Source organism: Streptomyces sp. NPDC019396, assembly GCF_040632375.1.
Taxonomy (GTDB): domain Bacteria; phylum Actinomycetota; class Actinomycetes; order Streptomycetales; family Streptomycetaceae; genus Streptomyces.
Genome location: NZ_JBEYBS010000009.1, coordinates 206,640 through 232,783, shown reverse-complemented (window position 1 = coordinate 232,783; position 26,144 = coordinate 206,640). Strand labels below are relative to the sequence as shown.

Sequence of the window (26,144 nt, the reverse complement as noted above, 5' to 3'; positions counted from 1 at the left end):
CGGCAGACCTCCCCGGCCCACCAGGGCCAGGTACGGCCCCACGGGGGGTGGCCGTACCGGCCCTGCGGTGGCGCACAAGGCCTGGCAGCACGCGGCTGGTGGCTACGCTCCCGGTGCCCGCACCGGGAGGCCCGCCGCACGCCACGCCTGGAAGCCGCCCACCAGATCCGTCGCCCGGCCCAGTCCGAGCCGCTGGAGCGAGTCCGCGGCGAGCGAGGATGCGTATCCCTCGTTGCAGATCACGATGACATGCAGATCGTGGCTGGTGGCTTCGGGCGCGCGATGGCTGCCCAAGGGGTCGAGCCGCCACTCCAACTCGTTGCGTTCGACCACCAGCGCGCCGGGAATCAGCCCGTCCCGGTCGCGCAATGCGGCATAGCGGGTGTCGACCAGCAGCGCCCCGTTCGCCGCCGCGTCGAATGCCTCATGAGGCCCGACCCGCTCCAGGCCCACGCGTATCCGCTCCAGCAAGGCGTCGATCCCCACGGGACCTGCGCTGTGCCCGCCTGCCGCCTCGCTCACTGCCAGTCCTCCGGGCGCTCGACCCGCTCGAGCCGGAGCACCGCCCCCGACCGGCTGAAACGCCGGAGCACCGGCAGAGGCGGGTAGTACGCATGAACGGAGACCGCATGCGCGGTCTCCGACGTGTTCAGCACCTCGTGCACATGGTGCCGCCCGAACGACCGCCCGTGGCCGGGTCCGAGCCGTCGCACACGGTCCTGTCCTTCGGCCAGCTCCAGGGTCGTCCAGCCGCTCGCGGGGAGACGTACCGCCAACGCGTGCTCAGTGAGCTCTCCCGCCGCCGTGGCGAAGGCGCCGGTCGATTCATCGTGGTCGTGCCAACCCGTACCGCTGCCGGGAGGCCATCCGATCAGCCACGCCTCGCTGCCCCCGGGGCCGTCGAGGCGCACCCAGGTGCGCCCCTCCGGGTCCAGCGGAAGGGAGGCGATCAGCTCCGCGTCGGCGGCGGCACGCCGGACGAAGTCCAGCAGCTCGGCGGCGGTGGGTGCGGCGGCGGGTGCGGCCGTTGCCGCGGATGCCGCGGTGGTGGATGGGGGAGCAGAGCGAGACACGGCACCGTCCTGGGAGTTCGCGGAAATGCGCGCAGCCCGGTGCAGCACACGGAGCGGACACGGCCGCGCGAAAGGAGAGAGGGGCGAATTCAGCAGGACGGACGACACACGCAGCCCGCATAGCGGAGCAGGTCCATATGGACCCTCCGCCACAGGCGCACATCGGTGTCGGTCACGCTCCGGAGTACACCATGGGTGCTCGCACCGGTCAATTGACGTCCGCAGTCCGGTCACCCAGGCCGGAAGCGCTCCCCGCGCGCACCCGTGAGCGCTCCGGTGCACCGCCGCGCGCCGCGTCGGCCGCCGCGTGGAGCACATCGGGCCGCACCCCGCCGAAGGCTGCCACGAGGTGGCCGTCCGGCCGCACCAGGAGCACGGTGTGCGCGGACGCGCCCGGATAGCTCTCCGCGACCAGCAGCTCTCCCCGCACCGGAAGCTCGTCGACGGCGGAGTCCAGTCGCGGCATCACCCCCGCGCTCATCCAGTGCCGCCGTTCCCACACCCCGGTCCCGGGCGCCACCAGCAGCACCAGCATCCGGCCCTGCCCCAGCCGGTCCCTCAGCCATGCGGTCGTGCCGTCCGGTGTCGTGACCCGGGTGTCGGCAACCGGGGCTCCGAATGCCGTACCGACCGAGGTGTGCGCTTCGGTGTGCGCGGGTGCGAGAGGGGAGTTGGGGTACGCGGGCGGTGCACCCAGCGCCCCGAGACCCAGATGCGCGTCCGTCAGCAGGACGTCGTGCCCACGCGCCGCACCCGGCAGATACGTCCGTAGTCCGCCGCTTCCCCGCAGTATCGGCAGCGACTGGTCGGCGGCCCGCAACCGGGCGGCGACCGCGGTGCGGCGCTCCGCCTGGTAGCTGTCGAGCAGCGTCTCCGACGCACCGTGGTGCCAGGCGAGCGCGAGCTTCCAGGCCAGGTTGTCGATGTCGCGCAGCCCTTCGTCGAACCCCTGGGTGCCGACCGCGCCCAGCAGATGGGCCGCGTCCCCGGCGAGGAAGGAGCGGCCCACGCGCCAGCTCCGGGCCAGACGGTGGTGCAGGGTGTAGACGCCGGTGTCGATGAGGTCGTACTGCGGGGGGCCGTCGCACCAGCCGGACAGGGTGTCGCGCACCCGCGACACGAGCGCTTCCGGGGTCACCAGCTCGCCCCGGGCAGGCAGTAGCCAGTCCAGTCGCCACACCCCGTCAGGCAGCGGCCTTGCCGTGACCTCCTCGCCGCCCGAGCGCCATGGCGGCAGCCGGTGCAGCACGGCCTCGCCGGGCCAGGGCAGCTCGGCGCGCAGCACGGCGACGGCATGGCGTTCCACGGACGTACGCCCCGGGAACCGGACGCCGAGGAGCTTGCGCACCGTCGACCTGGCTCCGTCGCAGCCCACCAGATAACTCCCGCGCCACCACGTCGTCCCGGGGCCGCGGGCGTGCGCGGTGACGCCGGTACCGTCCTGCTCCAGGCTGTCGAGCCTGCTGTCCGTGGCGACCGTGATGAGTCCGGATTCCGCGATGGAGTCGCGCAGACCCCGCAACAGGGCGTGCTGGGGAATGTGCACCGACTCGGGCAGCTCGTCTCCACCGAGCTCCAGCACCCGCAACTCCTGCTTGCGCCGCCGGGACCGCCAGCCGGTCCAGCGGATGCCCTCGTCACGGATCGTGGCGCAGCCGAGTCGCTCCAGCAGCGCCGCGGTGTCGGCGCGCAGCACGACCGTGCGCGCGGGACGCGGCTCGTCCTTCCCCGCGCCCTCGTCGAGTACGACCGAGGGCACACCCTGCGCGGCCAGCGCCAGAGACAGCGCGAGCCCGACCGGGCCCGCGCCGACGACGATCACCGGGTCCACGGCGCGGCTCCTGTGGCCTGCGGGGACATAGGGAACAAGAGGGAGGGACTGGCCGAAGCCCGGTGCGCGATCACAGAACGTATGCAACCCACTGCTGGTGTCCCCGTCAAGCGACCACAACACACGGGGGCACGGCGAGGGGCGGTGACCTTCCGGTCACCGCCCCTTGTGTATCCAGTGCCTGACGGCCGATCAGACCGCGCTGCCACCGTCGTTGTTGATCTTGGTCGGCCCGATGGTTTCCAAGCCACCGCCGGGGCCCGCGTGCACCACCGCGCCGGTGCTCTTCTTGCCGCGTCGCAGCTTTCGCTCCAGCCAGCCCGCGGCCGAGGTGAGGGCGAAGTTCAGGGCGATGAAGATGATGGCGACGATGGTGAAGCAGGCGATGGTGTTGGCGCCGTAGTTGGCGCTCATCGGCCGGACCGACGACAGCAGTTCGGCGAAGCTGAGCATCGCACCGCCGAGTGCGGTGTCCTTCACGATCACCACGAGCTGGCTGACGATCGCGGGGAGCATGGCCGTCACCGACTGAGGCAGCAGCACGTTCGTCATCGTCTGGCCCTTGCGCATGCCGATCGCCTTGGCCGCGTCCGTCTGCCCCCTGGGCAGGGACTGGATGCCTGCCCGGACGATCTCCGCGAGGACCGAGGCGTTGTAGAGCACCAGCCCGGTCACCACCGCGTACAGCGGACGGTCGTCCGGGTTGATGTCGGTGAAGTCGGAGTACGCCTGGTTGGCGAAGAGCATCAGGATCAGCACCGGAATGGCGCGGAAGAACTCCACGACCGTGCCGGCGGCGCCCCTGACCCACGAGTGGTCGGAGAGCCGGGCGATACCGAAGACCGCGCCGAGCGGGAGGGCGATGACCAACGCGAGCGATGCCGCGATGAGGGTGTTCTGGAGGCCCGGCAGGATGAACGCGGTGTACGGCTGGGAGCTCGTGAAGAACGGCTCCCACTTGATCCAGTCGAGCTCACCCTTGGAGTTCAGACCGTCGTACACCCACCACCCGACCGCGCCGAGCAGGGCGGTGAAGAGGATGCTGTAGAGGACGTTGCGCACCTTGGCACGGGGGCCAGGGGTGTCGTAGAGAAGGGAACTCATCGCTTTACCGCCACCTTCTTGCTCACCCAGCCGAGGATCAGTCCGGTCGGCAGCGTCAGGCAGATGAAACCGAGCGCGAAGATCGTGACGATCGGGAGCAGGGCGGCGTAGGTCTCGATCCACTCCTTCATCAGGTACGCGGCTTCGGCCACGCCGATCACGGAGGCGACGGTGGTGTTCTTGGTCAGTGCGATCAGCACGTTGGCCAGCGGATTGATGACCGACCGGAAGGCCTGCGGAAGGATGATGAGCCGCAGCACCTGGGTGAAGCTCAGTCCAAGGGCTCGCGCGGCCTCCGCCTGCCCCACGGGTACCGTGTTGATACCGGACCGCAGCGCCTCGCACACGAAGGCCGCGGTGTAGGCGATCAGGCCCAGCACCGAAAGCCGGAAGTTGATCTCGTCGGTGATGTCTGCGCCCAGGGCCACGCCGAGGGTCGAGTAGAGCCCCAGCGAGGCGAAGAGGATGACGACGGTGAGCGGGATGTTGCGCACGAGATTCACGTACGCGGTGCCGACGGCCCGCATCAGCGGCACCGGGCTGACCCGCATGCCGGCCAGCAGCGTTCCCCAGATCAGGGCGCCTATCGCCGAGTAGACGGTGAGCTTCACCGTCACCCAGAAGGCGCCCAGCAGGGCGTCCATATCAAGAAAGTCGAACACGATCTCCCGCGCTTCCGCGTCTGCGTGTGGGAAGGACTCGGCGCGCCGCCGCCGTCAGCGGCGGCGCGCCCGGTCAGCCAGGCGTTACTTGACGATGTTGCCGATCTTCGGGGCTTCCTCGTTCTTGTAGCCGGCCGGGCCGAAGTTCGCGTCCACTGCCTTCTTCCAGGAGCCGTCCGAGACCATCTTCTCGAGCGCCTTGTTGATCTTGTCCTTGAGCTCGGTGTCGCCCTTCTTCACGCCGATGCCGTAGTTCTCGTTGCTCATCTTGAAGCCGGCGAGCTTGAACTTGCCCTTGAAGGCGTCCTGCGCGGCGTAGCCCGCGAGGATCGAGTCATCGGTGGTGAGCGCGTCGATGACCTTGCTCTGAAGACCGGTCAGGCACTCGGAGTAGCCGCCGTACGTCTGGAGCTGAGCCTTCGGAGCCAGCTTGTCCTTGACGTTCTGCGCCGAGGTCGAGCCGGCCACCGAGCAGAGCTTCTTGTTGTTCAGGTCCTCGGGGGACTTGATCGAGTCGTCGTCGGCGCGGACCAGGATGTCCTGGTGGGCCAGCAGGTAGGGGCCGGCGAAGTCGACCTTCGCCAGACGCTTGTCGTTGATCGAGTAGGAGGCGGCGATGAACTTGACGTCGCCGCGCTGGATCGCGGTCTCACGGTCGGCGCTCTTGGTCTCCTTGAAGACGATGTCGCCCTCTTCGTAGCCCAGCTCCTTGGCGACGTACTTGGCGACCTCGACGTCGAAGCCGGTGTACTTGCCGTCCGGGGTCTTCAGACCGATACCCGGCTGGTCGATCTTGATACCGATCGTGATCTTGCCGCCCTTGTCGCTGCCGCCGCCGGCGGAGTCCTTCTTGCCGCCGCCGCAGGCGGTGGTCGCGAGGGCGAGCGAGAGGACGACGGCCGAGGCGGCGGTGACCTTGCGAAGGTTCATGGTGACTTCCCTTGACTTGAAGCGATCTTGAAGCGATGCGGTGCCCGGTGATCGGCTGAATCGAGTGATCGAAAGGCTGATCACGGAGGCGGTGAAGCCGCTCAGTGGTGCAGGATCTTCGACAGGAAGTCCCTGGCGCGGTCGCTGCGCGGGTTGTTGAAGAACTCCTCGGGCGAGGCCTCTTCGACGATCTTGCCGTCTGCCATGAACACCACACGGTTCGCGGCCGACCGTGCGAAGCCCATCTCGTGCGTGACGACGACCATGGTCATTCCGTCCCGCGCCAGCTGCTGCATGACCTCGAGCACCTCGTTGATCATCTCGGGGTCGAGGGCGGAGGTGGGCTCGTCGAAGAGCATCACCTTCGGGCCCATCGCCAACGCCCGGGCGATCGCGACGCGTTGCTGCTGACCTCCGGAGAGCTGCGCCGGGTACTTGTCGGCCTGGGTGCCCACGCCCACTCGGTCGAGCAGGGAGCGTGCCTTCTGTTCGGCGACCTTCTTCACCGTCTTGCGGACCTTCGTCTGGCCCAGCATGACGTTCTCCAGCACGGTCTTGTGTGCGAAGAGGTTGAACGACTGGAAGACCATGCCCACGTCGGCGCGCAACCGGGCGAGATCCTTGCCCTCCTGGGGCAGCGGCTTCCCATCGATGGTGATGGCGCCGGAATCGATCGTCTCCAGCCGGTTGATGGTGCGGCACAGCGTGGACTTGCCGGACCCGGAGGGCCCGATCACCACGACGACCTCGCCGCGCGAGATCGTCAGGTCGATGTCCTGGAGCACATGCAGCGCGCCGAAGTGCTTATTGACGTTGCTCAGTACGACCAGGTCGGTCGCCGTGGGTGCGGCATCCTCCACGCCCTTGGTCACTGACACTCCGCTCATCGGCTTCTTGCTCCGTCCTCCTCGGTTGGAGAGGACCCTAAGCACGCGGTGCGACCAGCGTCAGTACATCTGAGCTGAAATTGAGCATAACGATACGGCATCGGTCGGACACCCAGGGTGAACGGGATCATGGGTGGCGTACCGGGTGGATAACGGAAACCGCGGAACAAGGGGACGCCCCTTGACTCACCGGGCGGTGATCAGCGTTCATGCGGTGTACACACGCCAGAGCCAGGACCTGATCCGGACGTCGCGGCTGTCGCGGGACCGGGGGGCCCGGCCATCAATCCGGAGGGAGGCCAGTGAGACTTCTGCTGGTCGAGGACGACGACCATGTGGCCGCCGCTCTCTCCGCGGTACTGGCCAGACACGGCTTCTCCGTCACCCACGCCCGCAGCGGCGAGGAGGCGCTCCGGGCCGTGCTGCCCGTGACCGATGGGGACAGGCCGCCCTTCGGCGTGATCCTGCTCGATCTCGGACTGCCCGACCAGGACGGCTACCAGGTCTGCGGAAAGCTCAGGAAGCTCACGGCCACCCCGGTCATCATGGTCACCGCGCGTTCGGACGTTCGCTCGCGGATCCACGGGCTCAACCTCGGCGCCGACGACTACGTCGTCAAGCCCTACGACACGGGCGAGCTGCTCGCGCGCATCCATGCCGTCAGCCGGCGCAACGTGCCCGGCGACGACGCGGCTCCGTCCACCGGCAGCGCTCTCACGCTCGGTCCCGTCACCGTCGAGCTCCCCACCCGCCGGGTCAGCGTCGACGGTGAGGTCGTCCAGCTCACCCGCAAGGAGTTCGACCTCCTCGCGCTGCTCGCCCAGCGCCCCGGTGTGGTCTTCCGGCGCGAGCAGATCATCAGCGAGGTGTGGCACACGAGTTGGGAGGGCACCGGGCGCACCCTCGAGGTGCATGTCGCCTCGCTGCGCTCCAAGCTCCGGATGCCCGCTCTGATCGAGACCGTGCGCGGCGTGGGGTACCGCCTGGTCGCGCCCGCCGCGTAGAGGCCACAGCTTCCCTTGCGTACTCGTCTTCTTCCCCTCCTCATCGTCCTCATGGCGGCGGTGCTGCTCGCCCTCGGCTTTCCGCTCGCCGTGAGCCTCGCCGCGGCCGAACAGCAGAACGTCGTCGTCGACCGCCTGGACGACACCGCACGCTTCGCCGCCCAGGCGCAGTTCGTCACCGACGGGGTCTCCCGGCAGGACGAGCGCAGGCAACGGCTCGTGGAGGAGCTCAACCGCTATCACGACGTCTACGGAATGCGGACCGGCGTCTTCTACCGCAGCGAGGCCGCGATGGCCCGCGCTCCCGAGTACTGGGAGATACCCGACGAGGGCGAAGGCCGCCGGGCCTTCAAGGAGGCGCTGCTCGGGCGGCGCAGCCATGACCCGCCTCAGGTGTGGCCCTGGCAGGCAGGAGCCAGACTCGTCGTCGCCTCACCGGTGGTGAGGGAGGGCGACGTCGTGGCGGTCGTCGTCACCGACTCTCCCACCGGGCAACTGCGTTCCCGGATCCTGGCCGGATGGCTGGTGATCGCAGCCGGGGAGTCCGCGGCGATGCTCGTCGCCGTCGGGGCGGCCGTGCGGCTGACCGGCTGGGTGCTGCGGCCGGTACGTGTGCTGGACGCCGCCACCCACGACATCGCCACGGGCAGGATGAACTCACGTGTCGCGGCTTCCGGTGGCCCTCCTGAACTGCGTCGGCTGGCCCGCTCGTTCAACGAGATGGCGGACAACGTCGAAGAGGTCCTGGAACAGCAGCGCGCCTTCGTCGCCGACGCCTCCCACCAGCTGCGCAATCCGCTCGCGGCGCTGCTGCTGCGTATCGAGCTGCTCGCACTCGAACTGCCCGAGGGCAACGAGGAGATCGCCTCCGTACGCACCGAGGGCAAGCGGCTGGCCCAGGTACTCGACGATCTGCTCGACCTCGCGCTGGCCGAGCACGCGTCGGCGGATCTGCGGCTGACCGACATCGGCGAGCTCGCGGCCGAACGGGTCGCGGCCTGGCGCCCGCTCGCCGAGGAGAAGGGTGTACGGCTCGTCGGCCACGGCACCGCGGTGACGGCCTGGAGCGACCCCATCGCGCTTTCCAGCGCGCTCGACGCGGTGATCGACAACGCGCTGAAGTTCACTCCCGAAGACGAGGAGGTCACCGTCGCGGTCTCAGCGGACGGGGAGACCTCCACCATCGTGATCACCGATCGAGGACCTGGACTGACCGACGAGGAGCTGGGACGGGTCGGCGACCGCTTCTGGCGCAGCAACCGCCACCAGAACGTGAAGGGCTCGGGCCTCGGCCTCTCCATCACCCGCGCGCTCCTCGCGGCCGCCGGCGGATCGATCGCGTATGCGCACAGCGAGCCGCACGGCCTGCGGGTCACGCTCACGGTGCCGCGTACGCCGCCCGCAGGCCCCGAGTACGACGGGGCACTCCGGTCGTAGCGGGGCTCCCAGCGCCCGGAGCATCCGGCCCGCGGCTATTCGCTGGCCTCCGCGGGCCGCGCGCTGCTTGGATGCGGCCATGCACACCGCTCTTCCCGCCGGTTACGAGATATCCGCCGATCCTGCCCGACTCGATCCCGCGCTGATCCACCGATGGCTGTCACAGGACGCGTACTGGGCCCTCGGCCGAAGCCGGGAGAAGCAGGACGCGGCCATCGCCGGCTCTCTCAACTTCGGCCTCTACGACAGTGCCTCCGGTGCACAGGTCGGCTATGCCCGCGTGGTCACCGACCGGGCCACGTTCGCCTGGCTGTGCGATGTCTACATCGCACCAGATGCCCGCGGTAAGGGCCTGGGCACCGCCCTGGTCGCCGCCGTCCGCGAGCATCTCGCACCGTACGGGCTGCGGCGGGTCCTCCTGGCGACCGCCGACGCACACGAGGTGTACGCGAAGATCGGCTTCGAACCCCTGGCGAAGCCGGAGAAGTGGATGGCGCTCGGCGAGCAGTGAGCCGCGTCGGTTCCGTTGGTACGGCGGCTCGGCCGACAGCCGCCGGTACCGCGGCTGCGGCGGGCTACGGCTTGGTCGAGCTGTAGTACCGCCGGGCACCTTCGTGCAGCGGCAGTGGGTCCGTGTAGATCGCCGTCCGGAAGTCGACCAGCTGCGCGGGGTGCACCTCGTGCCCGATACGGTCCCGGCTGTTGATCACGGTGCGGGTGATGCGCTCGGTCAGCTCCGGGTCCGCGTCCGTGGTGGTGACCAGCAGATTCGTCACGGCGACGGTCTGCACCTGGACGGATCCGCCGAGCATGTGCGGATAGGCGTCGGCGGGAATCACGGCAGAGCGGTAGTAGCGCGTGACCGAGCTCGTCTCGAGGAGCTGGTCGACCAGCTTGTCGCCGAGGGGGACCAACCGGATCGGAAGGTGCTCGGACAGCGTCTGCACCGCGCTGGTGGGCAGCCCGCCCGACCAGAAGAATGCGTCGAGCCGTCTCCCCTTCAGCAGGTCCGGCATGGTGTCGATGCCCGCCGACACTGGCTTGATGTCCTTCGCCGGGTCGAGTTTCGCCGCCCTCAGCACCCGCTCGGCGATCAGCCGCACGCCGGAGCCCGGCTGCCCGACGCCGACCTTCATGCCGTGCAGGTCGGCGGGGGTCTTGACGGGTGAGCCCTCGGGCACCACCAGCTGGACGTAGTCGTCGTAAAGCCGCGCGCAGGCGCGCAGCCGGTCAGCGCCGGGCCTGGCGTCCCGCTGGTACGTCGCCACGGCGTCGGCGGTGGCGATGGTGTAGTCGGCCTCGCCCGCGGCCACCCGGGCGAGGTTCTGCTGCGAGCCCTCGCTGGTCCGCAGGTCTATGTCGACTCCTGGCAGATCGCGGGCCAGCGCGCCCTTGAGCAGCTCGCCGTACCGCTGGTACACGCCGGTCTTCACACCTGTACTGAAGGTGAGCCGACCGCTCGGGGCGCTCTCACCGAACGGCAGCAGCCACCACAGCAGCAGCCCGCACACCACGGCGAGCACCGCGGACCCCTGAAGGGCACGGCGTCTGGTGGGGCGGGGGAGAGCTCGGGGCATGGCCGCGATCCTGCCAGCTCACCGCCCATGATGGCCAGGCCGGACGGCGCCGGGCAGGGACCCGGGGGGCCGATGCCAGGCCGGATGTCCGCTCAGCCGCCCCCCGTGCCGCTCTGGGCCAGCACTGGGTCAGCGCGTCGTCACAGGATGTCCTCGATGGTGATCGGGAGTTTGCGGATCCTCCGGCCCGTGGCGTTGTGGACGGCGTTGGCGATCGCGGCGGCCACGCCCACCTGACCGATCTCCCCGACCCCCTTGACCCCCAGCGGATTGACGACGGGGTCATCCACCTCGATCAGCTCGACATCCACGTCGGGGGCGTCCGCGTTGACCGCGACGAGGTATTCGCCGAGGCTCGAGTTCGCCCAACGGCCCGTGTCCGGGTCCATGTGGTTGGCCTCCAGCAGTGCCTGCCCCAGCCCCCACAGCGTCCCGCCCATGAGCTGGCCCGTGGCGGTCTTCGGGTTGAGCACCCGGCCGGGGGCGAACGCCCCGGTCATCCGGCGCACACGGATCAGACCGAGCTCTGGATCGACGGCCACCTCGGCGAACTGGGCGCCGAACGTGAGCATGGCGTACTCCGCGTCGGCGGCCCCGGGAGGGCTCCAGGACCCGGTGGCCTCCGCGTCCGGCAGGAAGTGGCGCTGGAGCAGCGAGACGTAGGACTCCGCCGCCGTCCCCGCGGTCATCACCCCGTCCCGGACGACGACATCGACCGGATTCGCGCCATGCAGGGGCGAGCCCCTGTCGCCGACGGCGCGGGCGATCATCTGGTTGCGCAGGGCGGTGGCCGCGCTGTGCACCGCGGCGCTGATCATCGCGGCGCCCGCGGAGCCGACAGCGGCGGCGATGCTCGGCAGATCGGTGTCACCGTGCTCGAAACGGCACCGTTCGCATGGCATCCCGAGAGCATCGGCGGCCACCTGGGTCATGACCGTGGTCACACCCGTGCCGAACTCGGGCGTGGCCGCCTGCACGACGGCGGTGCCGTCGGCGTACAGCCGGGCGCGGGCACGCTGCGGGCTCCCCGGCGGGGCGACGGGATACGCGGCACTGGCCATACCGCTGCCGATCAGCCAGTGCCCCTCGCGCCGCGTCCTCGGGTCGGTGCCGCGCTCACCCCAGCCGAAGCGGGCGGCGCCCCGTTCGTAGCACTCCCTGAGGCCGCTGCTGGACCAGGGCAGGCCGGAGTTGGGGTCGTGGTCGGTGCGGTTGCGCAGACGCAGCTCGACGGGGTCGAGGCCGAGTTCCCCGGCGAGCTCGTCCATCGCGCATTCGAGGGCGAACATCCCCGACGCCTCACCCGGAGCGCGCATGAAGGTGGGCGTCATCGTGTTGCCGCGGATCAGACGGTAGATCCCCTGGTAGTGGGGGCAGGCGTAGAGCTGGGACGAGACGCCGAGCGAGGGTTCGGCCCAGTCGTCGAAGCGCGAGGTCACCGAGATCTTGTGGTGGCGTATCGCGGTCAGCCGGCCGTCCCGGGTGGCGCCGACGGCGAGCTGCTGCTCCTGTTCCTCGCGATGGCCGACCGAGGTGAACATCTGCTCACGCGTGAGGGCCAGCTTCACCGGCCGCCCCACCTCGCGGGCGGCCATCGCGGCCAGCGCGCAGTGGTTGTGCACCATGGCCTTGGAGCCGAAGCTGCCGCCCACGTACTGGCTGATGACACGGATCCGGGACAGCGGGATACCGAGCAGCCGGGCCACGGTCATCTGGGTGGCGTTGACCCCCTGGGTCGCGTCGTGGAGCACCAGCTCGTCGCCCTGCCATTGCGCGGTCGTGGCAGAGGGCTCGATCGGGTTGTGGTTGTTCGCGGCGAAGGTGTAGGTGGCCTCCACACGGACGTCGGCGTGGTCGAGCCCCGCCTGGATGTTCCCGCGCTCGATCCGCCCGGGCATGAATCCGCCGAAGATCGACTCCGGTTCGTAGGCGGAATCCCGGCCCTGACCGATCGTGGTGACCGAGGGCGTTTCGGCATAGGTGACCCTGACCAGGCTCGCCGCGTGCTGGGCCCGCTCGTAGGTGTCGGCGACGACGAGTGCGACCTGCTGGCCCGCGTAGTGGACGATGTCGTCCTGCATCGGGAAGAAGGTCTGTCCCGGTGCGGCCGTCCCGGCCAGTGAAGGGATGAGCGGAGGCAGGGTCGCGACCCTCGGCAGGTTCTGGTGGGTCAGGACGGCGAGTACGCCGTCCTCGGAGAGAGCGGTGCTCGTGTCGATGGCCGTGATGCGTCCGCAGGCGATACGGGCGCCGACGACGTAGGCGTACGTCAGACCCGGGATCGGGATCTCGGCGGAATACCGCGCCGCTCCCGTGACCTTGGCGCGGCCGTCCACGCGGTCGAAGGACTGCCCGACCGCCTCCCGCGACGGGCCTGCCGTGGGTGCCATGGGTGCCGCGGTCATGCTGGGCTCCCGCCTGAGAGGGTTTCCAGCGCGCGGACGATCGCGCGCTGGGCGAGTGCGATCTTGAAGGCGTCCATCGCGGTGGGTCTGGCGTCGGCCAGCTCCACCCGTGCCGCCTGGACGAAGTTCGCCCGCTCCGCGACGGCCCCGATGAGGAAGTCCTCGGCGCGCCGCGCCCGCCAGGGTTTGGTGGCCACTCCGCCGAGGGCGATCCTTATGTCCGCCACGGTGTGGTCCACGAGCGAGAGCGCCACCGCGACCGACGCCAGGGCGAATTCGTAGGACTCACGGTCGCGCACCTTCAGATAGAGGGAGTTCCGGGCGACCGGTGCGGCCGGGACCTCGATCGCGGTGATCAGCTCGCCATGTGCCGTCGGGTGCTCGCGATGCGGGGTGTGGCCGGGCAGCAGGTAGAAGCCGTCGATCGCGTACACGTGCTCGTCCTGCACGCTCTCGGGGCCCTGCGTCCGTACGCGGGCGTCGAGTGCCATGAGGGCCACCGCCACATCGGACGGGTGCGTGGCGATGCAGTGGTCGCTGGTGCCGAGCACGGCATGGCCGCGGCTGAATCCACCGATCGCGGGGCAACCCGTGCCCGGTTCCCGCTTGTTGCAGGGCGACTCGGCGTCCCTGAAGTACGAACACCGCACGCGTTGCATCAGATTGCCGCCCATGGACGCCATGTGACGCAGCTGCGCCGAGGCGCCCAGTTCCAGCGCCTGCGCGATCACCGGGTAGCGCTCGCGTATGACCGGAGCCTCGGCGACCTCGCTCATCCTGGCGAGGGCACCGATGCGAAGACCGCCGTCGGGGGTGCTTTCGACGCCGGTGAGCGGGAGGGCGTTGATGTCGACGAGACGTCTGGGGGAGAGGACGTTCTGCCGGAGCAGATCGACCTCGGTGGTGCCTCCCGCGAGGAAGTCGCTGGTGGGGTCGGAGCTCACGGCGGCCACCGCACTGGCCGCGTCGGAGGCGCGGGAGTAGGAGATGGACCGCACGGCGGGGCTCCCTGGGTTGGCTGCTTGATCGTTGTCAGCGGGGTCCGGACTCCTGGTCCGGGCGCTCCTGGTCCGGATGCGCGGTCCGGCGTGCCTGATCCGCTTGCTGTGCCTGATCGCTGCCGTCGCGCACGGCGCGGATTGCGGCCCGGATCCGGGGGTACGCCGCGCAGCGGCAGATGTTGCCGCTCATCCACTCGCCGATCTCGGCGTCGTCATGGGCGTGGCCCTCGGCGAGCAGTGCCACGGCCGACATGATCTGGCCTGGGGTGCAGTAGCCGCACTGGAACGCGTCCTCCGCGATGAACGCCTGCTGCATGGCGTGCAGTTCGTCCTTGTCCGCGAGGCCCTCGACGGTCGTGATCTCATGACCCTCGCAGGTCACCGCCAGCGTCAGGCAGGCGAGCACGCGCCGCCCGTCCACCCATACCGTGCAGGCACCGCAGGTGCCCTGGTCGCAGCCCTTCTTCGCGCCGGTCAGTTGCAGATGCTCGCGAAGGGCGTCGAGCAGGCTCACGCGCGGCTCCATCTCCAGCGTGCGCTCGGTGCCGTTGACGCCGAGCACGACCTCGCACGGCCCGGGGCCGCGCTCGTCCAGAGTTCGGCCACGTTGGGTGATGGGGGTCCCACGTACAGGCATGTCGTCCCTCCCGTGCTCCCCTTGGAGGCTTCCTTTCCATGCTTATACCGGTACAAAGTGGCTGCAACCGGGGTCTTTTGTTGTGCGGGTGGGCGAGGAGTGAGCGCAGGGCCGAGGGTGCCCGCGGCACCGCCTACTCTTGATGCATGACCAGCAGTGACCGGAGCCAGGCAGTGGACGTCAAGCGCAGCTACGAGATCCGCACCTACGGGTGTCAGATGAACGTCCATGATTCCGAGCGGCTGTCGGGTTTGCTGGAGGAAGCGGGATACGTCCGGGCGCCCGAGGGTGCCGGCGACGGCGAGGCCGACGTCATCGTGTTCAACACCTGCGCGGTCCGGGAGAACGCCGACAACAGGCTGTACGGCAATCTCGGGCGGCTCGCCCCGATGAAGACGTCCCGCCCCGGGATGCAGATCGCCGTCGGCGGCTGCCTGGCCCAGAAGGACCGCGACACCATCGTCAAGAAGGCGCCGTGGGTCGACGTCGTCTTCGGCACGCACAACATCGGCAAGCTGCCGGTGCTGCTGGAGCGCGCCAGGGTCATGGACGAGGCGCAGGTCGAGATCGCCGAATCGCTCGAGGCGTTCCCCTCCACGCTGCCCACGCGCCGCGAGAGTGCCTATGCCGCATGGGTCTCCATTTCCGTGGGGTGCAACAACACGTGCACGTTCTGTATCGTCCCCGCGTTGCGCGGCAAGGAGAAGGACCGGCGTCCCGGCGACATCCTGGCCGAGGTGGAGGCGCTGGTAGCCGAGGGCGTCTCGGAGATCACCCTGCTCGGGCAGAACGTCAACGCCTACGGCTCCGACATCGGCGACCGTGAGGCGTTCTCCAAGCTGCTGCGGGCCTGCGGCGCCATCGAGGGTCTTGAGCGGGTCCGCTTCACCTCGCCGCACCCCCGCGACTTCACGGACGACGTGATCGCGGCCATGGCGGAGACCCCGAATGCGATGCCACAGCTCCACATGCCGCTCCAGTCGGGCTCCGACACGGTGCTCAAGGCGATGCGCCGCTCGTACCGGCAGGAGAGGTTCCTCGGGATCATCGAGAAGGTCCGTGCCGCGATTCCGCACGCCGCGATCTCGACCGACATCATCGTGGGCTTCCCCGGCGAGACCGAAGAGGACTTCGAGCAGACCCTGCACGTCGTGCGCGAGGCACGCTTCGCGCAGGCCTTCACCTTCCAGTACTCCAAGCGGCCCGGGACTCCTGCCGCCGAGATGGAGGGCCAGATCCCGAAGCAGGTCGTCCAGGCCCGCTACGAGAGGCTGGTCGCGCTCCAGGAGGAGATCTCCTGGGAGGAGAACAAGAAGCAGGTCGGCCGGACGCTCGAGGTCATGGTCGCGGAGGGCGAGGGCCGCAAGGACGGCGCCACCCACAGGCTGTCCGGGCGGGCGGCGGACAACCGACTCGTCCACTTCACCAAGCCCGGGACCGAGGTGCGGCCCGGTGACGTGGTCACGGTCGAGATCACCTACGCGGCCCCGCACCACCTGCTCGCCGAGGGCCCGACGACCGCGGTGCGCCGCACCCGGGCGGGCGACGCCTGGGAGAAGCGCAACGCCACCCCGGCCCAGCCCGCGGGTGTGATGCTGGGCATCCCGACGATCGGCGCCCCGGCGCCGCTTCCGGCCGTGACGGGCGGCTGCTCGGTCGGCTGACGAGGGCGCCGGGGCAGGTACTAGGCTGCGGATCATGCTGGTCGCCGCTGCCGTCTGCCCCTGTCCTCCGCTCCTGGTGCCCGAGGTGGCCGCTGGTGCCGCACCCGAGCTGGACGCGGCGCGGGTCGCGTGCGCGCAGGCGCTCGACGGTCTCGCGGCTGCCCGCCCGGACCGGCTGGTGGTGATCGGCCCGGCCGGTCCCGGCGAGGCCGGAGTGTACCCACAGGGCGCTTCGGGCTCCTTCAGCGGCTATGGCGTCGCTGGGGATCTGCGGCTCGGCAAGCACGGCGAGACCACAGCCGCCCCCGAGACGCACGCTCGGCGGCTTCCCGCGTCGCTGGCCGTCGCCGCGTGGCTGCTCGACCGGGCAGGCTGGGACGCGGCCCCGGTGGAGGGGCTCGCGATCGATCCGCTGCTGCCCCCGGAGCGGTGTGGCGAGACCGGCCGTGAGCTGGCTGCCGGCCCGTCGCGCACCGCTTTGCTGATCACGGGTGACGGAAGTGCATGCCGGACCCTGAAGGCTCCCGGCTATCTGGACGAACGGGCCGCCGCGTTCGATGCCGCTGCCGCCCGGGCTCTGGGTGCGGCGGACTCGGCGGCACTGATGGCGATCGATGCCTCCCTCGCGAGTGAGCTCAAGGCCGTCGGCCGTGCTCCCTGGCAGGTGCTTGCGGGCGCGGCCGAGAGCACGCGGCCTGAAGGGCGGCTGCTGTACGAGGACGCTCCCTATGGCGTGGGCTACTTCGTGGCCACGTGGTCGTACGCGTCGAAGGCGCGGTAACGCACGGCCCGACCCGCCCGGTACCCCTCGTTCACTCCGGCCCGCCCGGGTTCGCCCGGTTCGCCACAGCGGACGGCCGCGGAGCAGGTCTCGCTCCGCGGCCGTCCGGGTCGCTCTGCTGCTCACGCCGAACTCTTTCGGGCCTTCCCCCTCCGCCCGCCCGTCCATGCCCGCAGGAGAGCCCGCGTGCTGCCGCGTCTTCAGGGAGCGGGCGGCATGGTGCCCGGGTCCTTGGGGCCCGCGACGCCATCCTTGTGGGCTAGGCGGTCCAGTGCCTCCTTGGCCTTGCCTGTGCCCGACTCGATCTTGTCGTGGTACTTGCCCTTGGTCCGGTGGTCGACCTTCGCCGCGGCCCTCTCCAGGCCGTGCTCAAGCTTGTCGATCTTGTCCTCGTGCTGGTGCGCGAAGTCGGAGACCTTGTCCTTGGCCGGGGCGAGCTTGGCCTTCAGCGTGTCCAGGATGCCCATGGGTCACCTTCGCTCGTGGGGTCTACTTCCGGGCGCTCTCACCGGCCTCGTTGTCGGCGGCCTCGTCGGCTGACTGCTGCTTGGGGATCTCCACGCTCTCCCCGGTGGCGGGCGTCTGGGCCTGTCCCGGAGCCTCCTCCGGAGCCGCTGTGGCCTCGGACGACACCTCCGTCGACTCCGACGAACTCTCGGGCCCGGTAGCGGATGCGGATTCGGCTACCGGAGTGCCGGCCGTACCCTCCTTGGTTGACGCCTCGGCAGTCCCCTTACCGGTCCGGCGAAACCGTGCAAAAACGCCCATATCTACTCCCTAGGATACTCGTGTGGGCGAAATCCCGCGCTGCCCGGGGCGTCCCATCGCGCCCCTCGGGAGCGCCGGTTCGTAAAACCGGCGTGCGAGACCTCGCAACGGAAACGACCAGGCCGAAGGTGCCGTCACGTAACTCGTTCGGGGACGTGCGGCGAGGTTTGCGAGACTGGGCCGGTGAGAAGTGCAGCTCCCGCACCGCGGGTCATCGCCGTCGTCGGTCCCACCGCGGCCGGAAAGTCCGATCTGGGCGTCCATCTGGCTCAGCAGCTCGACGGCGAGGTCATCAACGCCGACTCGATGCAGCTCTACCGGGGAATGGACATCGGCACCGCCAAGCTGGACCTCCGGGAGCGGGACGCCGTCCCGCACCACCTTCTCGACATCTGGGACGTGACCGAGACGGCCAGCGTCGCCGAGTACCAGCGGCTGGCCCGTACGGAGATCGACCGGCTGCTCGCGGACGGCCGTACGCCCGTGCTCGTCGGAGGTTCCGGGCTGTACGTCCGGGGAGCCATCGACGCCCTCGAATTCCCCGGCACCGACTCCGTCGTACGGGCCCGGCTCGAAGCCGAGCTGGAAGAGCGCGGCCCGGGCGCACTGCACGCGCGGCTGGCCGCCGCCGACCCGGACGCCGCACGAGCGATCCTGCCCGGCAACGGGCGCCGGATCGTCCGGGCGCTGGAGGTCATCGAGATCACCGGCAAACCCTTCACCGCCAACCTTCCTGGGCACGAGTCCGTGTACGACACCGTCCAGATCGGGGTGGACGTCGGACGCCCGGAACTCGATGAGCGCATCACCACGCGAGTGGACCGTATGTGGGACGCCGGGCTCGTCGACGAGGTGCGCGCCCTGGAGGCGCAGGGGCTCCGGGAGGGGCGCACGGCGTCCCGCGCACTCGGCTACCAGCAGGTGCTCGCCGCACTGGCCGGAGACTGCACCGACGACGAGGCGCGTGCCGAGACCGTGCGTGCCACCAAGCGCTTCGCGCGCCGTCAGGACTCGTGGTTCCGCCGCGACCCGCGTGTCCACTGGCTGAGCGGCGCCGTCGCGGACCGCGGGGAACTCGTGGACCGTGCACTCGCGTTGGTCGAACGAGCGGTCACAGCCTGATCACGTGATGGCATCGGGACGCGCTGCCCGTCATTCCGATGCCCGGGCTCGTGCCATCATCAAGCATCGATCCACCAGTGGAGTCCGAGTTGGGAGGGCGCGTGGCGATGGAGGCCGGCCCTCGCGAAAGTGATCAGGGGATCCGGGAAACCCAGGAAGGCGCGGCGCGCCTGAGTCCGGACGGTCCTGAAGACGCCCTGGACCTGGACCCCGTCCTCGAGCCCGGCCTGGACCCCTCCATCGACGACTCGTCGGTCGGGCTCGTGGTGGGCGCCGAGGTCGAGGTCGAGCTTCGTCCGCAGCGCAGACTGCGGATCTGGCAGCTCGCGCCCATCGTGGGGCTCGCCGCGGTCGGCTCCCTCATGTTCGCGTTCCCGCTCGCCTTCGGTTCGGGCGACGGTGGCGCGGTCGTGGCCATGCTCGGCCTGCTGATCAGCGGCTGCGCGGCGGGCTGGGGGCTGACGGCGGCCCGCCGGGTCGGCTACACCTGGCCGGGGCTCCCGGTGCGCGGCTCCGGTGAGCGGCCCGACTGGCGGGTGATCACGCTGTACACCGCCGCCACCGTTGCCTTGGTGGTGCTCGCGGTGTGGCGGGTGGCCAGACTCCGCTGACCGGCCGGGTCCGGTCACGTGGGCCGGGCCGCCGTACGGCCGGCCGCCCCACGCCGTGACATGCCCGGACCGTACGATTGACCTCGTGACCTCAGCTCAGACCACCCCGAGCACGGCGTCGCCCGCCTTCCTCAAGGGCCACGGCGCAGAGAACGACTTCGTGATCGTCCCCGATCCCGATGGCGTCATCGACCTGTCCCCGGCCGCCGTCGCCCGGCTGTGCGACCGCCGGGCCGGGATCGGCGCGGACGGGGTGCTGCGGGTCGTGCGGTGCGCCAACCATTCCGAGGCACAGCCGATGGCCGACCGGGCCGAGTGGTTCATGGACTACCGCAACGGCGACGGATCGGTCGCCGAGATGTGCGGCAACGGCGTGCGGGTCTTCGCCCGCTATCTGGAGCACGCCGGTCTGGTCAGCGCGGGAGACGTCCCGATCGCCACCCGCTCCGGCATCAAGCAGGTCCATATCGCCAAGGCGACGCCCGGCAGCAGCGCCCCGGGTGCCATCACGGTCGCGATGGGCCGGGCCCGCTTCCCGGAGGACGAGGCCACGGTCACCGTGGACGGCCGCAGCTGGCCCGCACGCAATGTGAACATGGGCAATCCGCACGCGGTGGTGTTCGTCGAGGACCTCGACCACGCGGGCGAGCTCCGCTCCGCCCCGGCGTACGCGCCCCCGTCCGTCTATCCGGACGGGGTGAACGTCGAGTTCGTCGAGGACCGCGGTCCCCGTCATGTGGCGATGCGGGTCCATGAGCGCGGTGCGGGTGAGACCCGCGCCTGCGGTACCGGGGCCTGCGCGGTCGCCGTGGCCGCGGCACGGCGCGACGGCGACGACCCGGCCGCGACCGGTGCGCCCGTCACGTACACCGTCGACCTGCTCGGCGGCACCCTGACGATCACGGAGCGCCCGGACGGCGAGATCGAGATGACCGGCCCCGCGGTGATCGTGGCCGAGGGCCGGATCGCTCCGGCCCTGCTGACCGGCGACTGACCGCCTCACCGCATCGCCCGAGCCGTGCCGTCTGCGTCACCGCGGACCGCTCCGTGGGCGAGGCGGGCAGCACAAACGGCCGTCGCACCGAGCTTCGCTCGAATGGGTGATCCGTTTCACGCTGAGCGAGAGCGGGACTCCGCCACGTGGTGGGCTCGGTAGCATCAAGCACCGGCCCGGCGGGCAAGCCTGCCCGTCCCACCGCCGGTCGACGCCGCCGGGAGGTGCCCCATGAGCGCAGAGGCCCCCAAATCCGATGTACCCAGTCGCCGGCGCGGGCGACCCAGACTCGACTTCCGTCGGCTGGGCCGCGCCGCGCTGCTCGGGCCGAACGCGCGGGACCGGCTGTCCGACGCGATCAGCCATGTCGCCGAGGCACATCGCGCCCATCATCCCGACGCCGACCTCGCCGTCCTGCACAAGGCGTATGTACTCGCCGAGTCGTCGCACCGCGGCCAGTTCCGGAAGAGCGGCGAGCCGTACATCACCCATCCGCTGGCCGTGACCCTGATCCTCGCCGAACTGGGCGCGGAGACCACGACCTTGACGGCGTCCCTGCTCCACGACACGGTCGAGGACACCGATGTGACACTCGAACAGGTGCGCGCCGAGTTCGGCGAGGAGGTCTGCTATCTCGTCGACGGGGTCACCAAACTGGAGAAGGTCGACTACGGTGCCGCGGCCGAACCCGAGACCTTCCGCAAGATGCTCGTCGCCACCGGCAGCGATGTGCGCGTCATGTCGATCAAACTGGCCGACCGGCTGCACAACATGCGGACCCTCGGCGTCATGCGCCCCGAGAAGCAGGCCCGCATCGCACGGGTGACCAGGGACGTGCTGATCCCGCTCGCCGAGCGCCTCGGCGTACAGGCCCTCAAGACCGAGCTGGAGGACCTGGTCTTCGCCATCCTCCACCCCGACGAGTACGAACGCACCCGCGCGCTCGTCGCGGACAACCCCGACGCCTGCGATGCCCTGGACGCCATCGCCGAACGCGTACGTGCCGTACTGCGCGAAGCCGGAATCCCCTCCGAAGTCCTCATCCGACCAAGGCACTTCGTCTCCGTGCACCGCATCCGGCTCAAGCGCGGCGAGCTGCGCGGCACGGACTTCGGACGGCTACTCGTCCTCGTCGCGGAGGACGCCGACTGCTACGCCGTGCTCGGCGAGCTGCACACCTGCTTCACCCCGCTGATCTCGGAGTTCAAGGACTTCATCGCCGCCCCCAAGTTCAACCTCTACCAGTCGCTGCACACCGCGGTCGCCGGCCCCGAGGGCGCCGTCGCCGAAGTGCTCATCCGCACGCATCAGATGCACAAGGTCGCTGAAGCCGGTGTCATCGCGCTCGGTAACCCTTACGCGGCGACCGAAGGCACGGAGACCTCCGGCGCTGCCGACACCCAGCAGGCGGACGGAGAGCGCGCCGACCCGACCCGCCCCGGCTGGCTGTCCCGACTGCTCGCCTGGCAGGAGTCCGCACCCGATCCCGACACCTTCTGGACTTCCCTCCAGGCCGACCTGGCCGAGGACCGGGAGATCACCGTCTTCCGCACCGACGGCGGCGCCCTGGGTCTGCCCGAGGCCGCGAGCTGTGTGGACGCCGCGTACGCGCAGTACGGCGAGTTGGCGCACGCCTGCATCGGGGCACGGGTCAACGGCCGCCTCGTGACGCTCAGCACGCAGCTCGGCGACGGCGACACCGTGCAGCTGCTGCTCGCCCAGGACGCCGCGTCCGGGCCCTCGTCCGACTGGCTGGACCACGCCCGCACCCCCGCAGCGCGGATCGCGATCACCAAATGGCTGGCCGAACACCCCGAGGGTGCCAAGCCCGCGACCTCCGCCCCCCGCGCCCCCGCGGCCGTCTTCGCCGGTCGCCGCACCGCGGCGAATGCCGTGACCGACCTGCCCCACGCGCCGGTACGCCTCGCGGGCTGCTGCACACCCGTGCCACCCGACGCGGTCACCGGCTTCCCGGTACGAGGCGGCACGGTGACCGTCCATCGCGCCGAGTGTCCCGCCGTGGCCAGGATGCGGGCGCTGGGGCGGGCACCGGTCGGAGTGCGCTGGGGCGATGCGTCGGAGTGCAGGGTCACCCTCGTCGTCGAATCGTTCGGCCGGACGCGACTGCTGGCGGACCTGACCGAGGTCATCGCGATGGCCGACGCCGCGATCGTCTCCGCGGTCGTCGAACCGCCGAGCGAGCAGCGCGTACGGCACACGTACACGCTTCAGCTCCCCGACGCGGCCGGACTTACCGTGCTGATGCGGGCCATGCGCGATGTGGCGGGGGTCTACGACGTGAGCCGCGCCTAGTGCCATGACCGGGCAGGACCAAGGCAGGCCCGCGGCGCGGTGGGGCGGCGCCCCCGTCAAAGTCCGTTCGAGTGGGCACGGCGCGCGCCGTCGACGTACACGAACACCGCCCTGGTAGCCGTGGTGCATGCTGCTGACCTCACGACGCCTGCGGGCCGCCATGCTCGCCACCGCCGCGGCCACACTCCTGGCCTCCGCTCCGCCCCGGCCCGAAGCGCTCGGCATCGGTGACCCGCTCTACCCGCACCTGGGCAACCCGGGGTACGACGTCCTCTCCTACGACATCGCGTTCGTCTACGGCGGCTCGAACACCAAGCCCCTGCAAGCCATCACCAAGATCGCCGCCCGGACGACCTCGCGTCTGGAACGGATCAACCTCGACTTCACCCACGGGAGCGTCAAGGACGTCGAAGTGAACGGGGCCGAGGCCGCGTTCACCACCGTGGGCGAGGACCTCGTGCTCACCCCGGTCAGGCCGGTCGACGCGGGTCGCCGACTGAGCATCACCGTCACCCACACCAGCGATCCCAGCGGCCCCAAGGGAGCGGGCGGCTGGGTCCGCACCGCGGACGGGCTGGCGATGGCGAACCAGGCCGACGCGGGGCACCGCGTCTTCCCCTGCAACGACCACCCGGCCGACAAGGCCCTCTTCACCTTCCGTGTCACCGCGCCGTCCAACCTGACGGCGGTGGCCAACGGGCTCCTGGGGGAGAAGGCCGCCGCCGGTGCGAACACCACCTGGCTCTACCGCACCAGCCACCCCATGGCGACCGAGCTCGCGCAGGTCAGCATCGGTCCGTCGACCGTGATCGATCGTGCGGGACCACACGGGCTACCCCTCAGGGACGTCGTACCGACGGCCGACCGCACGCTCCTCGAACCCTGGCTGAAGCGCACCCCAGGCCATATCGAGTGGATGGAGAGCAAGGTCGGGCGCTATCCCTTCGAGACCTACGGAGTGCTGGTCGCCGGGGCCGACACCGGATTCGAGCTGGAGACGCAGACGCTCTCGCTCTTCGAACGCTCGCTGTTCACGTCGCGTGACCGGGAGAAGTGGTACGTCGACTCGATCATGGTCCATGAGCTGGCACACCAGTGGTTCGGGGACAGTGTCACCCCGCGGGCCTGGGCCGACCTCTGGCTCAACGAGGGACACGCCACCTGGTACGAGGCCGTGTACGCGGAAGAGCACGACAAGAAGTCCCTGGAGCAGCGGATGCGTCTCGCGTACACCCGCTCGGACGGCTGGCGGGAGTCGGGCGGTCCGCCCGCCGCGCCGAAGCCCGCGGCCGCGGGCAAGCAACTGGGACTGTTCCGGCCGATCGTCTACAACGGCAGCGCACTGGTGCTGTACGCCCTGCGCCAGGAGATCGGCACCAGCGCCTTCGACCTGCTGGAGCGCACCTGGGTGAGCCGCCACCGGGACGCCAACGCCGGCACGGCGGACTTCATCCGGCTCGCCTCGCAGATCTCGGGCCGCGATCTCTCCGGCTTCCTCAGGGCGTGGTTGTACGGGGCGAAGACCCCGGGCATGCCCGGCCACCCGGACTGGCGCAGCGACGCGCCGAAGGCGGAGAGGGCCGCGAAGAAAGCGGAGCAGAAGGAGCAGAAGGAGGAGAAGCGGGTATAGACGGGACAGGAGTCGCGTGAAACCGGGATGACGGCCGCCGGAGCACCGTGCGACCATCGACGTACCGATCGCCCCGGGAATTTCTCCCGGCGGTCACGCGTTGTGACTGGCGTTGTGCCCGTTCCGTCCTGGTGCTCCTGTACCACTCTTCCTCCCCATCGACGTAAGGATCCAATGACCTCCTCTTCATCCCCTTCCGAGGACGCACAGAGCTTCGCGGACAGCAGCCGCGCCGAGAGCCTTCGGGCCGATGCCCTGATGGAAGAGGACGTCGCCTGGAGCCACGAGGTCGACGCGGACCGGGACGGCGAGCAGTTCGACCGCTCCGACCGTGCCGCGCTGCGACGCGTGGCAGGGCTCTCCACCGAGCTCGAGGACGTCACCGAGGTCGAGTACCGTCAGCTCCGGCTGGAGCGTGTGGTGCTGGTCGGTGTCTGGACCTCAGGGACCGTGCAGGACGCGGAGAACTCGCTGGCGGAGCTCGCAGCGCTCGCCGAGACGGCGGGTGCCGTCGTGCTCGACGGCGTCATCCAGCGCCGCGACAAGCCCGACCCGGCCACCTACATCGGCTCCGGCAAGGCGAACGAGCTGCGGGACATCGTGGCCGACAGCGGCGCCGACACCGTCGTCTGCGACGGTGAGCTCAGCCCGGGACAGCTGATCCACCTCGAGGACGTGGTCAAGGTCAAGGTGGTCGACCGCACCGCCCTGATCCTGGACATCTTCGCCCAGCACGCCAAGTCCCGTGAGGGCAAGGCGCAGGTGGCGCTGGCCCAGATGCAGTACATGCTGCCCCGGCTCCGGGGCTGGGGTCAGTCGCTGTCCCGGCAGATGGGCGGCGGCAGCGGCGGGGGTATGGCCACCCGAGGCCCCGGTGAGACCAAGATCGAGACGGACCGGCGACGGATTCGCGAGAAGATGGCGAAGATGCGCCGGGAGATCGCGGAGATGAAGACGGGCCGCGAGATCAAGCGGCAGGAGCGCCGGCGGAACAAGATCCCCTCGGTCGCGATCGCCGGATACACCAACGCCGGCAAGTCCTCGCTGCTCAACCGACTCACCGGTGCCGGAGTCCTCGTGGAGAACGCACTGTTCGCCACCCTGGACCCGACCGTGCGCCGGGCCGAGACCCCGAGCGGCCGGCTGTACACGCTGGCGGACACCGTCGGCTTCGTACGGCATCTTCCGCACCACCTCGTCGAAGCGTTCCGTTCCACCATGGAGGAGGTCGGCGAGTCCGATCTCATCCTCCACGTGGTCGACGGCTCGCATCCCGCTCCCGAGGAGCAGCTCGCCGCGGTGCGCGAGGTGATCCGCGATGTCGGCGCGGTGGACGTGCCCGAGATCGTCGTGATCAACAAGGCGGACGCAGCCGATCCACTGGTGTTGCAGCGGTTGCTGCGCATCGAGCGGCACGCGATCGCCGTGTCCGCCCGTACGGGTATCGGGATCGGTGAGCTGCTGGAGCTCATCGACGCCGAACTGCCCAGGCCCCAGGTCGAGATCGAGGCCCTGGTGCCCTACACACAGGGCGGTCTGGTCTCGAGGGTGCACGCGGACGGCGAGGTCCTGTCCGAAGAACACACCCCCGAGGGCACGCTGATCAAGGCGCGCGTCCACGAGGAGCTGGCCGCGGCCCTGGGTCCGTATGTCCCGGCGGCGCACTGACGCCGTGCCGTTCTGACGCACGACGCGGCCCGGCAGCACAAAGGC

At 70.1% G+C, this 26,144-nt stretch carries 26 protein-coding genes; 11 read left to right on the top strand and 15 right to left on the bottom strand.

Annotated features, from left to right (window positions below; all coding sequences use genetic code 11):
* Positions 1–102 precede the first annotated feature (102 nt).
* From ABZ532_RS13540 to ABZ532_RS13505, 8 genes are all read right to left on the bottom strand, one after another.
* Entirely contained in the window at positions 103–522 is a 420-nt protein-coding gene (locus tag ABZ532_RS13540) for a rhodanese-like domain-containing protein (RefSeq protein WP_361282087.1), read from the bottom strand.
* Entirely contained in the window at positions 519–1,073 is a 555-nt protein-coding gene (locus ABZ532_RS13535) for a cysteine dioxygenase (RefSeq protein ID WP_361282085.1), read from the bottom strand. Before ABZ532_RS13535 ends, ABZ532_RS13540 begins: the two co-directional genes overlap by 4 nt.
* An 89-nt stretch (positions 1,074–1,162) precedes the next feature.
* Positions 1,163–1,234 (bottom strand): putative leader peptide, encoded by a 72-nt coding sequence (locus tag ABZ532_RS13530; RefSeq protein WP_310851512.1) that lies wholly within the window; start codon positions 1,232–1,234, stop codon positions 1,163–1,165.
* A gap of 47 nt (positions 1,235–1,281) precedes the next feature.
* Complete coding sequence (locus ABZ532_RS13525) at positions 1,282–2,904, bottom strand: FAD-dependent monooxygenase (protein WP_361282083.1); 1,623 nt, start codon at positions 2,902–2,904, stop codon at positions 1,282–1,284.
* 192 nt (positions 2,905–3,096) lie between these two features.
* On the bottom strand, positions 3,097–4,008 hold the full coding sequence (locus ABZ532_RS13520; protein ID WP_361282081.1) for an amino acid ABC transporter permease: 912 nt from the start codon (positions 4,006–4,008) through the stop codon (positions 3,097–3,099).
* Positions 4,005–4,670, bottom strand: coding sequence for an amino acid ABC transporter permease (locus ABZ532_RS13515; RefSeq protein WP_361282079.1), 666 nt, complete (start codon positions 4,668–4,670; stop codon positions 4,005–4,007). Before ABZ532_RS13515 ends, ABZ532_RS13520 begins: the two co-directional genes overlap by 4 nt.
* An 84-nt stretch (positions 4,671–4,754) precedes the next feature.
* Entirely contained in the window at positions 4,755–5,600 is an 846-nt protein-coding gene (locus ABZ532_RS13510) for a glutamate ABC transporter substrate-binding protein (protein WP_361282077.1), read from the bottom strand.
* Positions 5,601–5,701: 101 nt separating this feature from the next.
* A complete protein-coding gene (locus ABZ532_RS13505) occupies positions 5,702–6,487 on the bottom strand; it encodes an amino acid ABC transporter ATP-binding protein (RefSeq protein WP_361282075.1) in 786 nt (261 codons plus the stop codon).
* Between the two features lie 302 nt (positions 6,488–6,789).
* Here ABZ532_RS13505 and ABZ532_RS13500 point away from each other — a divergent pair, with 302 nt between their 5' ends.
* The 3 genes from ABZ532_RS13500 to ABZ532_RS13490 all read left to right on the top strand — a co-directional run bounded on the left by ABZ532_RS13500 (position 6,790) and on the right by ABZ532_RS13490 (position 9,439).
* Complete coding sequence (locus ABZ532_RS13500) at positions 6,790–7,491, top strand: response regulator transcription factor (RefSeq protein WP_361282073.1); 702 nt, start codon at positions 6,790–6,792, stop codon at positions 7,489–7,491.
* A gap of 15 nt (positions 7,492–7,506) precedes the next feature.
* Positions 7,507–8,928 (top strand): HAMP domain-containing sensor histidine kinase, encoded by a 1,422-nt coding sequence (locus ABZ532_RS13495; protein ID WP_361282071.1) that lies wholly within the window; start codon positions 7,507–7,509, stop codon positions 8,926–8,928.
* A gap of 79 nt (positions 8,929–9,007) precedes the next feature.
* Positions 9,008–9,439 carry a GNAT family N-acetyltransferase gene (locus tag ABZ532_RS13490; protein WP_361282069.1) on the top strand — a complete coding sequence of 144 codons (432 nt, stop codon included), beginning with the start codon at positions 9,008–9,010 and terminating at the stop codon, positions 9,437–9,439.
* A gap of 64 nt (positions 9,440–9,503) precedes the next feature.
* Here ABZ532_RS13490 and ABZ532_RS13485 read toward each other — a convergent pair whose 3' ends face one another.
* From ABZ532_RS13485 to ABZ532_RS13470, 4 genes are all read right to left on the bottom strand, one after another.
* Positions 9,504–10,505, bottom strand: coding sequence for a TAXI family TRAP transporter solute-binding subunit (locus ABZ532_RS13485; RefSeq protein ID WP_361282067.1), 1,002 nt, complete (start codon positions 10,503–10,505; stop codon positions 9,504–9,506).
* A 140-nt stretch (positions 10,506–10,645) separates the two neighbouring features.
* The gene (locus ABZ532_RS13480; protein WP_361282065.1) at positions 10,646–12,910 is read right to left on the bottom strand and encodes a xanthine dehydrogenase family protein molybdopterin-binding subunit; all 2,265 of its coding nucleotides are present in this window, start codon (positions 12,908–12,910) and stop codon (positions 10,646–10,648) included.
* Positions 12,907–13,908, bottom strand: coding sequence for a xanthine dehydrogenase family protein subunit M (locus ABZ532_RS13475; RefSeq protein WP_361282063.1), 1,002 nt, complete (start codon positions 13,906–13,908; stop codon positions 12,907–12,909). The genes ABZ532_RS13480 and ABZ532_RS13475 overlap by 4 nt, the downstream gene beginning before the upstream one ends.
* 34 nt (positions 13,909–13,942) lie before the next feature.
* Positions 13,943–14,548, bottom strand: a complete 606-nt coding sequence (locus tag ABZ532_RS13470) for a (2Fe-2S)-binding protein (RefSeq protein ID WP_361282061.1) — start codon at positions 14,546–14,548, stop codon at positions 13,943–13,945.
* Between the two features lie 146 nt (positions 14,549–14,694).
* Between ABZ532_RS13470 and miaB the strand changes: the two genes are divergently transcribed.
* Both miaB and ABZ532_RS13460 read left to right on the top strand, forming a co-directional pair.
* Positions 14,695–16,212 carry a tRNA (N6-isopentenyl adenosine(37)-C2)-methylthiotransferase MiaB gene (gene miaB / locus ABZ532_RS13465; RefSeq protein WP_361282059.1) on the top strand — a complete coding sequence of 506 codons (1,518 nt, stop codon included), beginning with the start codon at positions 14,695–14,697 and terminating at the stop codon, positions 16,210–16,212.
* A 34-nt stretch (positions 16,213–16,246) separates the two neighbouring features.
* The gene (locus tag ABZ532_RS13460; protein ID WP_361282057.1) at positions 16,247–16,993 is read left to right on the top strand and encodes a class III extradiol dioxygenase subunit B-like domain-containing protein; all 747 of its coding nucleotides are present in this window, start codon (positions 16,247–16,249) and stop codon (positions 16,991–16,993) included.
* Positions 16,994–17,193: 200 nt separating this feature from the next.
* Here the strand turns inward: ABZ532_RS13460 and ABZ532_RS13455 are convergent, their stop codons facing one another.
* The 3 genes from ABZ532_RS13455 to ABZ532_RS13445 form a co-directional block, all read right to left on the bottom strand.
* The gene (locus tag ABZ532_RS13455; RefSeq protein WP_361282055.1) at positions 17,194–17,460 is read right to left on the bottom strand and encodes an antitoxin; all 267 of its coding nucleotides are present in this window, start codon (positions 17,458–17,460) and stop codon (positions 17,194–17,196) included.
* Between the two features lie 22 nt (positions 17,461–17,482).
* Positions 17,483–17,626: a gliding motility protein gene (locus tag ABZ532_RS13450; protein ID WP_361282053.1), complete on the bottom strand. Its 144-nt coding sequence runs from the start codon at positions 17,624–17,626 to the stop codon at positions 17,483–17,485.
* 269 nt (positions 17,627–17,895) lie between these two features.
* A complete protein-coding gene (locus ABZ532_RS13445) occupies positions 17,896–17,976 on the bottom strand; it encodes a hypothetical protein (RefSeq protein ID WP_361282149.1) in 81 nt (26 codons plus the stop codon).
* Between ABZ532_RS13445 and miaA the strand changes: the two genes are divergently transcribed.
* The 6 genes from miaA to hflX all read left to right on the top strand — a co-directional run bounded on the left by miaA (position 17,945) and on the right by hflX (position 26,099).
* On the top strand, positions 17,945–18,883 hold the full coding sequence (miaA, locus tag ABZ532_RS13440) for a tRNA (adenosine(37)-N6)-dimethylallyltransferase MiaA (protein ID WP_361282051.1): 939 nt from the start codon (positions 17,945–17,947) through the stop codon (positions 18,881–18,883). The genes ABZ532_RS13445 and miaA overlap by 32 nt on opposite strands.
* Before the next feature lie 107 nt (positions 18,884–18,990).
* Positions 18,991–19,494: a hypothetical protein gene (locus ABZ532_RS13435; protein WP_361282147.1), complete on the top strand. Its 504-nt coding sequence runs from the start codon at positions 18,991–18,993 to the stop codon at positions 19,492–19,494.
* A gap of 85 nt (positions 19,495–19,579) precedes the next feature.
* Positions 19,580–20,488 carry a diaminopimelate epimerase gene (gene dapF / locus ABZ532_RS13430; RefSeq protein ID WP_361282049.1) on the top strand — a complete coding sequence of 303 codons (909 nt, stop codon included), beginning with the start codon at positions 19,580–19,582 and terminating at the stop codon, positions 20,486–20,488.
* Positions 20,489–20,719: 231 nt separating this feature from the next.
* Entirely contained in the window at positions 20,720–22,801 is a 2,082-nt protein-coding gene (locus ABZ532_RS13425) for an HD domain-containing protein (protein ID WP_361282047.1), read from the top strand.
* A gap of 127 nt (positions 22,802–22,928) precedes the next feature.
* A complete protein-coding gene (locus ABZ532_RS13420) occupies positions 22,929–24,431 on the top strand; it encodes a M1 family metallopeptidase (protein ID WP_361282045.1) in 1,503 nt (500 codons plus the stop codon).
* A 174-nt stretch (positions 24,432–24,605) separates the two neighbouring features.
* Positions 24,606–26,099, top strand: a complete 1,494-nt coding sequence (gene hflX, locus ABZ532_RS13415; RefSeq protein ID WP_361282043.1) for a GTPase HflX — start codon at positions 24,606–24,608, stop codon at positions 26,097–26,099.
* The last annotated feature ends 45 nt before the right edge of the window (positions 26,100–26,144 follow it).

Excerpts from the sequence above, each read along its gene's own strand:
- ABZ532_RS13520 (WP_361282081.1), bottom strand. The coding sequence starts at position 4,008 with ATGAGTTCCCTTCTCTACGACACCCCTGGCCCCCGTGCCAAGGTGCGC.
- ABZ532_RS13510 (WP_361282077.1), bottom strand. The coding sequence starts at position 5,600 with ATGAACCTTCGCAAGGTCACCGCCGCCTCGGCCGTCGTCCTCTCGCTC.
- ABZ532_RS13505 (WP_361282075.1), bottom strand. The coding sequence starts at position 6,487 with ATGAGCGGAGTGTCAGTGACCAAGGGCGTGGAGGATGCCGCACCCACG.
- ABZ532_RS13490 (WP_361282069.1), top strand. The coding sequence starts at position 9,008 with ATGCACACCGCTCTTCCCGCCGGTTACGAGATATCCGCCGATCCTGCC.
- ABZ532_RS13485 (WP_361282067.1), bottom strand. The coding sequence starts at position 10,505 with ATGCCCCGAGCTCTCCCCCGCCCCACCAGACGCCGTGCCCTTCAGGGG.
- ABZ532_RS13480 (WP_361282065.1), bottom strand. The coding sequence starts at position 12,910 with ATGACCGCGGCACCCATGGCACCCACGGCAGGCCCGTCGCGGGAGGCG.
- ABZ532_RS13470 (WP_361282061.1), bottom strand. The coding sequence starts at position 14,548 with ATGCCTGTACGTGGGACCCCCATCACCCAACGTGGCCGAACTCTGGAC.
- miaB (WP_361282059.1), top strand. The coding sequence starts at position 14,695 with ATGACCAGCAGTGACCGGAGCCAGGCAGTGGACGTCAAGCGCAGCTAC.
- ABZ532_RS13460 (WP_361282057.1), top strand. The coding sequence starts at position 16,247 with ATGCTGGTCGCCGCTGCCGTCTGCCCCTGTCCTCCGCTCCTGGTGCCC.
- ABZ532_RS13455 (WP_361282055.1), bottom strand. The coding sequence starts at position 17,460 with ATGGGCATCCTGGACACGCTGAAGGCCAAGCTCGCCCCGGCCAAGGAC.
- ABZ532_RS13445 (WP_361282149.1), bottom strand. The coding sequence starts at position 17,976 with ATGACCCGCGGTGCGGGAGCTGCACTTCTCACCGGCCCAGTCTCGCAA.
- ABZ532_RS13435 (WP_361282147.1), top strand. The coding sequence starts at position 18,991 with ATGGAGGCCGGCCCTCGCGAAAGTGATCAGGGGATCCGGGAAACCCAG.
- ABZ532_RS13425 (WP_361282047.1), top strand. The coding sequence starts at position 20,720 with ATGAGCGCAGAGGCCCCCAAATCCGATGTACCCAGTCGCCGGCGCGGG.
- ABZ532_RS13420 (WP_361282045.1), top strand. The coding sequence starts at position 22,929 with ATGCTGCTGACCTCACGACGCCTGCGGGCCGCCATGCTCGCCACCGCC.
- hflX (WP_361282043.1), top strand. The coding sequence starts at position 24,606 with ATGACCTCCTCTTCATCCCCTTCCGAGGACGCACAGAGCTTCGCGGAC.